Below are 5208 nucleotides of genomic sequence, written 5' to 3' on the forward strand. Positions count from 1 at the left end.
CCCGACAGGGTGTGGGAGAGTAGGACACCGCCGAACACCCTTTCACCGAAGGCCCCCACCCATCAGGGTGGGGGCCTTCGGCATTTCCGCATGTCCGAAAACCCCTCCCGCCCGGCAGACGGCGAGAGCGGGATGCGGGTTCCTACGGGCGGTCGGCTGCGTCGCTGTTGTACGCAATGCGACGTAGCAGCCGGGCCAACTGGGCGCGGTCGTCCTCATCGAGCCCGTCGAGAAGTCGGCGATCACGATCGACGCGCTCCGGAAACTCGGCGTCGACCAGCGCGCGTCCGGCGTCGGTCACCGCGAGCAGGACCACCCGCCCGTCGCGCTCGAAGCGCCGGCGTTCCAGCAGACCCATCTTGACGAGTCGGTCGGCGTGCTTGGTGGTGGCGGCGCCGCTGACCATCGTCACGGCCGTAACCTCACTGGCCCGAAGTGGACGATCGCTGCGGGCGAGGGCGCACAGCACCTCGAACTCTGCGCGGGAGACCCCGCTGTCGCCGAGCGCCCGCTCGAGTCGATGCAGTGCCTGGGAGCTGATGCGGGTGATCCGGCCGATGACCTCGATCGGTGAGGTGTCGACCTCCGGGTAGGACAGGGCCCACTCCTGGCGAACCTTGTCGATGAAATCGCGTTCCGGACTGTCGGTCGAATCCACACACCCATCCTATCGGTGTGCCAAACTCACTTCATTGGTAATTTACTCGTGAAGTAATGCGTGTAGACTGGGGCGAGTGGCAGCACTCGATACGTCCCGAACCACCAGGATCGATCACGCGCGCAGCGCCCTCGCTCATTCCGTTTCGCCCAGAACGTGGCGTCGTGCGTTCGAGGTGCGGGCTGCGGACGCGACCATCGCGCCTGCGCTGCGGGTGGGGCTCGCTTCTGCGGTCGTGTTCGTCGGCGGTGGACTGCTCGGGTTCCAGGAGTTGGCCGGCCTGGCGACGCTCGGTGCTCTGTCGTCGGCGTTCGGCCGGTACGAGCCGTACCCGCGGCTGGCCGGGAAGGTCGCGCTGGTCGGCGTCGCGCTGATCGTGTTCGTCGCGTTCGGTGGCGCGCTCGGTGCAGCCGGGCTGCCGATGTGGGCGCAGGTGGGCGTGCTGTCCCTCGCCGCTGGTGTCGCGTCGGCGTACATGAACGCCTTCCGACTGCTCGGGCCCGGCCCGGTGATCCTCGTGTTCGCGGCCACCGGGGCCGCGGGCTACACCGCGTCCGCATCGGACATCGCCGCAGCCACTGCGGCCACTACCGTCGGCGTCCTGGTGGGTTGGATCGCGGCGATGCTGCCGGCGCTGATCCTGCCGCTCGGTCCCGCGCGTCTCGCGGCGGCACGGGCTCTCGTGGCCGTCGGATCCCTCGAACGTGTCGGCGCCGACGGCGTCGCTCCCGCGCAGGCTGCAATCGCGCGGGCCCGTGAAGTGCTTGCGGCGAGCGGACGTTCGCGGACCGAACACGTGCATGCGCGCGACCTCGCGGCCCTGCTGGACATGGCGGACGACGCCGTCGAGCTGTGGGTCGCGGAAGGTGACGTCACCCTCGTCCGGGACATCGCGCTGCACGAACGGGAGCTACGAAAGCTCAAGCGCGCCAGCGTCCTCGGTGGGGTGGCCGACGACCGGTCGTCGGGTCGATCGGAGCTGCCGACGCCGCACGGCGTCCTCGCGACCGGCGTCTCCCGTCTCCGGTCCGGCGAGGTGCGGCACACCGCGGTCCGGGTCCTTCTCGCCTCCGCGGCATCGGGCTGGATCGCGATGGCCGTGGGCGTCGAACATCCCCTGTGGGCATCGATGGGTGCGATCGCGGTGCTGCAGGGACTCAACTTCACGCACACGGTGCAGCGCGGAATCCAGCGTCTGCTCGGCAACATCGGTGGCGCCCTCATCGCCGCAGTACTCCTTGCCGCCAGCCTGGGTTACTGGCAGATGGTCGCCGTGGTCGTCGTGCTGCAGATCGCGGCGGAACTGATGGTGCTCGTGAACTACGGGCTCACGACGCTGGCCGTCACCCCGATGGCGCTGCTGCTGATCGGGTTCACGTCACCGATCTCCCCCGACGCGGGGATCAGCCGCGTCGTGGACACCCTCATCGGTGTCGTGATCGGGGTGGTCATCGCCGCGGTGACGGTCAGCCGGGCCGACCGTCACCACCTGGCCTGATCAGCCGACCCGGTTCACCACGACGAACGGGCCCGCTTCTTCGATCGTGAAACGCGGATCGTCGAACAGCTCCTTCGGGAACGTGACGCTGTATCGCCGGACGTTCGGGTCGTTGGGGTAGACGTCCTCCGCCAGCCGCAGGGTGTAGCCGTCGGAGCCCTTGCGGAACACGAACACATCCGGTGCGCGCCACGGCACTTCGTCCAGCGCGGCGATCAGCTGGTCGGGTGTCTCGAGCTCGGTCCAGCTCTCGATGGCCGCCGCGCGCTCGCGGAACTCCGCGAGCGGATTCGCGTAGTGCGACGTGAGCGCCTGGAAACCGAAGTACGGGTAGAAGCTGAGGAAGCTGGTGTCGGAGGTCAGCACGACGGTGTCGTGGCGTTCGCCCGGGCGCTGCTCGGTGATGATGCGGTCGACGTCGCCGTAGTACGCGGCCGCGCCGGGAGGCCGCTTGTCGGCACGAACGCCGTCACCGTCGGTGTCGGTGTAGGCGATGGTGATGTCACTCGCGAGGACCTGGGGGATGTTCTGCGTGAAGGCGATCAACCCGGCGAGCCCGATCACGACGATCGAGGCCTTGACGCGGGGGTTCTCGCTGGTCGCGAGGACCAGCCAGCGGGAGAACTCGAAGAAGCCGAACACTCCGGCGGTGCCGAGCAGCAGGATCAGCACCGGCTCGAGCCGGAACGACAGCAGCGTGCTGCCAACGACGGTGGCCGTCATGGACAGCAGCGACCACAGGTAGACCGCGATCACGCCGATGCCGAGCGCCTGCGCCCGGCGCGACGATGCCGCCCGGCTGACCAGCCAGATCGTGCCCAGCATGCACAGTGCGCCGGCGAGCGAGAAGTGGAGCATCGGAAGCGGCAGGTGCGCACCGGAGTCGGGCAGGTAGTGCGTCGCGGTGCCGCTGTCCGCCGGGGTGCCGCGCAGGGCCTCTAGCAGATACGGCAGCCACACGGTGAGGGCGATCGCGATCGCGATCGCCGCGGTGACGATCAGTCGCAGAAGCGGATCCAGCATCGCACGCCACGACCCCTGCGCGCGGACGGCGAGGCCGGCCGAGACGATCGCCATGAGCGTGACCGCGAATGCCGCGAAGCCGAGGTACAGGGTGTAGAAGGCGGCTGCGACACCGAGGAACAGCCCCGTCCCGACGACGGCGCCCCATCCACCGCTGCGGGTCTGTGTCGACTTCTCCGGCCGGTACAGGCCACCCCACGCGAGCACCAGCACCGGCGGGATCAGGACGGCGATCACCGCGCCGTACGGTTCCGCGGAGCCGTACGCGACCGTCAGCGCGGCCGCCGCGAGGGCCACCACGACAGCCCAGTCGGCGCGAATCAGCTTGTTCCACAAGACCAGCGCGAGCACGGCGGCCACGGCGATCGACGCGATCGCATACGGCTTGAACGCTTCCCAGCCGTCCATACCGAGCAGGTTCGCGACCCGTCCGCCGATCCAGAACCAGCCGGCCGGGTAGTAGGGCGGCAGATCCGCGTACGTCATGTCGTGCAGAGCCGCGGAATCGGTGAGGCGCGTGAGGTATTCGGTGCGGAACTCCTGGTCCACCGAGACCCCGTGCAGGTACAGCTTGGTCGCGCTCAACGGCATGCCGAGCGTGACCGTCACAAATCCGGAAAGTCCGGCCCACGACAGCACCGTCGCCGCGCGGACCCACCGTCGCGCTCGATAGAGGAGCACGCTCACGGCAAGGACGGCGATCGTGACGATCTGCCCCACCGTTGTCACGGCCTGCGTGACGTTCGACGACGGGAACGCGGGCCACGACACCTGGCCGAATGCGAACAGCCCCACCGCGGCCACGATCGCGGCGACCACGGCCGCGAGCAGCATCTCGACCGCGGTGCCGGCAGCCCGTCGGGCAGGGGCGACGCGCGGCTCTACGAGGGGGGCGGCTCCTGATTGCGACACGGCCCGAGCTTACTTGGGTGCGACGCGCGAATCGGTGTTCAGTAGGTTCGAGGAATGAGCGACGAGCAGGCGCAGACCCCGCGGTGGTTCCTCGATGCGTTGGCGGCTCCGGTCGAGACCGGCAGCGTCGACGTCGACGGCGCCAAGGTGCGGTTCCGGGCGTGGGGCGAGGCCGGCCGCCCGGGCATCGTCCTGGTCCACGGCGGTGCGGCGCACTCGAGGTGGTGGGATCACATCGGCCCGCAGCTGGCCGGAGACCGGCGCGTCGTCGCCCTCGACATGAGCGGTCACGGTGACAGCGGTACGCGCGAACAGTATTCGCTGGACCTGTGGGCGGACGAGGTGGCCGCGGTGGTCGGGGCGTCGGGCATCGAGGGGCGGCCGGTGGTGGTCGGTCACAGCATGGGCGGCATCGTCGCGTTCGTCGCGGCGCATCTGCACGGCGATCGGTTGGCCGGTGTGCAGATCATCGACTCGCCGATCCGTCAGCGCACGCCCGAGGAGGAGGCGGCCCGGCGCAAGGCCGCATTCGGACCCAAGAAGGTGTACGCCGATCGCGGCGAGGCACTCTCGCGGTTCCGGTTCGTGCCGCCACAGGACAGCGGCGTGCCGGGCGTGCGGGAGCACGTCGCCGAGACGTCGCTGACGGCCGTCGAGGGCGGTTGGTCGTGGAAGTTCGATCCGGCGGTGTTCACCCGTTCCGGCGGCAACACGTTGGCGGTCGCGCAGCCGCGGTGCCCCATTGCGTACTTCCGCGCCGAACACGGCATCGTCTCGCCCGAGCTGATGGCGGAGATGCGCGAGCGGTTCGGTCCGTCGGCGATCGTCGCCGAGATCCCGGACGCCGGGCACCATGCGATGATCGACCAGCCGCTCGCGCTGGTCACCGGCATTCGGACGGTGCTGTCCGCCTGGGCGGCCTCCGCCTGACCGCCGCTACTCGCGTTTTGCGCACTTATCGCTGTCCGGAGGGCCCCACGAACAACGATAAGTGCGCAAAACGCGGGCAGTGACGCCCTAGTTGTAGTTCCCGGGGACGTTGTGGACGCCGACGCGGTCGATGGGTGACTTGCCGCCGATCCCGGTGTGGGGTCGGTGGTGATTGTAGTGATGCATC

The 5208-nt window shown here is 69.3% G+C and carries 4 protein-coding genes and 1 pseudogene; 2 read left to right on the top strand and 3 right to left on the bottom strand.

Annotated elements, in window-relative coordinates:
* Positions 1-142 precede the first annotated feature (142 nt).
* Positions 143-658 carry a MarR family winged helix-turn-helix transcriptional regulator gene (locus J2X34_RS28310; RefSeq protein WP_114724557.1) on the bottom strand — a complete coding sequence of 172 codons (516 nt, stop codon included), beginning with the start codon at positions 656-658 and terminating at the stop codon, positions 143-145.
* Between the two features lie 76 nt (positions 659-734).
* Between J2X34_RS28310 and J2X34_RS28315 the strand changes: the two genes are divergently transcribed.
* Positions 735-2156, top strand: a complete 1422-nt coding sequence (locus tag J2X34_RS28315) for an FUSC family protein (protein ID WP_429520347.1) — start codon at positions 735-737, stop codon at positions 2154-2156.
* Here the strand turns inward: J2X34_RS28315 and J2X34_RS28320 are convergent, their stop codons facing one another.
* Positions 2157-4013, bottom strand: a complete 1857-nt coding sequence (locus tag J2X34_RS28320) for a galactan 5-O-arabinofuranosyltransferase (protein ID WP_429520349.1) — start codon at positions 4011-4013, stop codon at positions 2157-2159. It lies immediately after the preceding gene.
* A 132-nt stretch (positions 4014-4145) separates the two neighbouring features.
* Between J2X34_RS28320 and J2X34_RS28325 the strand changes: the two genes are divergently transcribed.
* Positions 4146-5021, top strand: coding sequence for an alpha/beta fold hydrolase (locus J2X34_RS28325; RefSeq protein ID WP_429520348.1), 876 nt, complete (start codon positions 4146-4148; stop codon positions 5019-5021).
* An 87-nt stretch (positions 5022-5108) separates the two neighbouring features.
* Here J2X34_RS28325 and J2X34_RS28330 read toward each other — a convergent pair.
* A pseudogene (locus J2X34_RS28330) lies at positions 5109-5208 on the bottom strand (IS481 family transposase); the annotation flags it as partial.

The organism is Rhodococcus sp. BE178, from assembly GCF_050433545.1.
GTDB lineage: Bacteria > Actinomycetota > Actinomycetes > Mycobacteriales > Mycobacteriaceae > Prescottella.

Coding starts and splice junctions, on each gene's coding strand:
- J2X34_RS28325 (WP_429520348.1), top strand. CDS start 4,146: ATGAGCGACGAGCAGGCGCAGACCCCGCGGTGGTTCCTCGATGCGTTG.
- J2X34_RS28320 (WP_429520349.1), bottom strand. CDS start 4,013: ATGCTGCTCGCGGCCGTGGTCGCCGCGATCGTGGCCGCGGTGGGGCTG.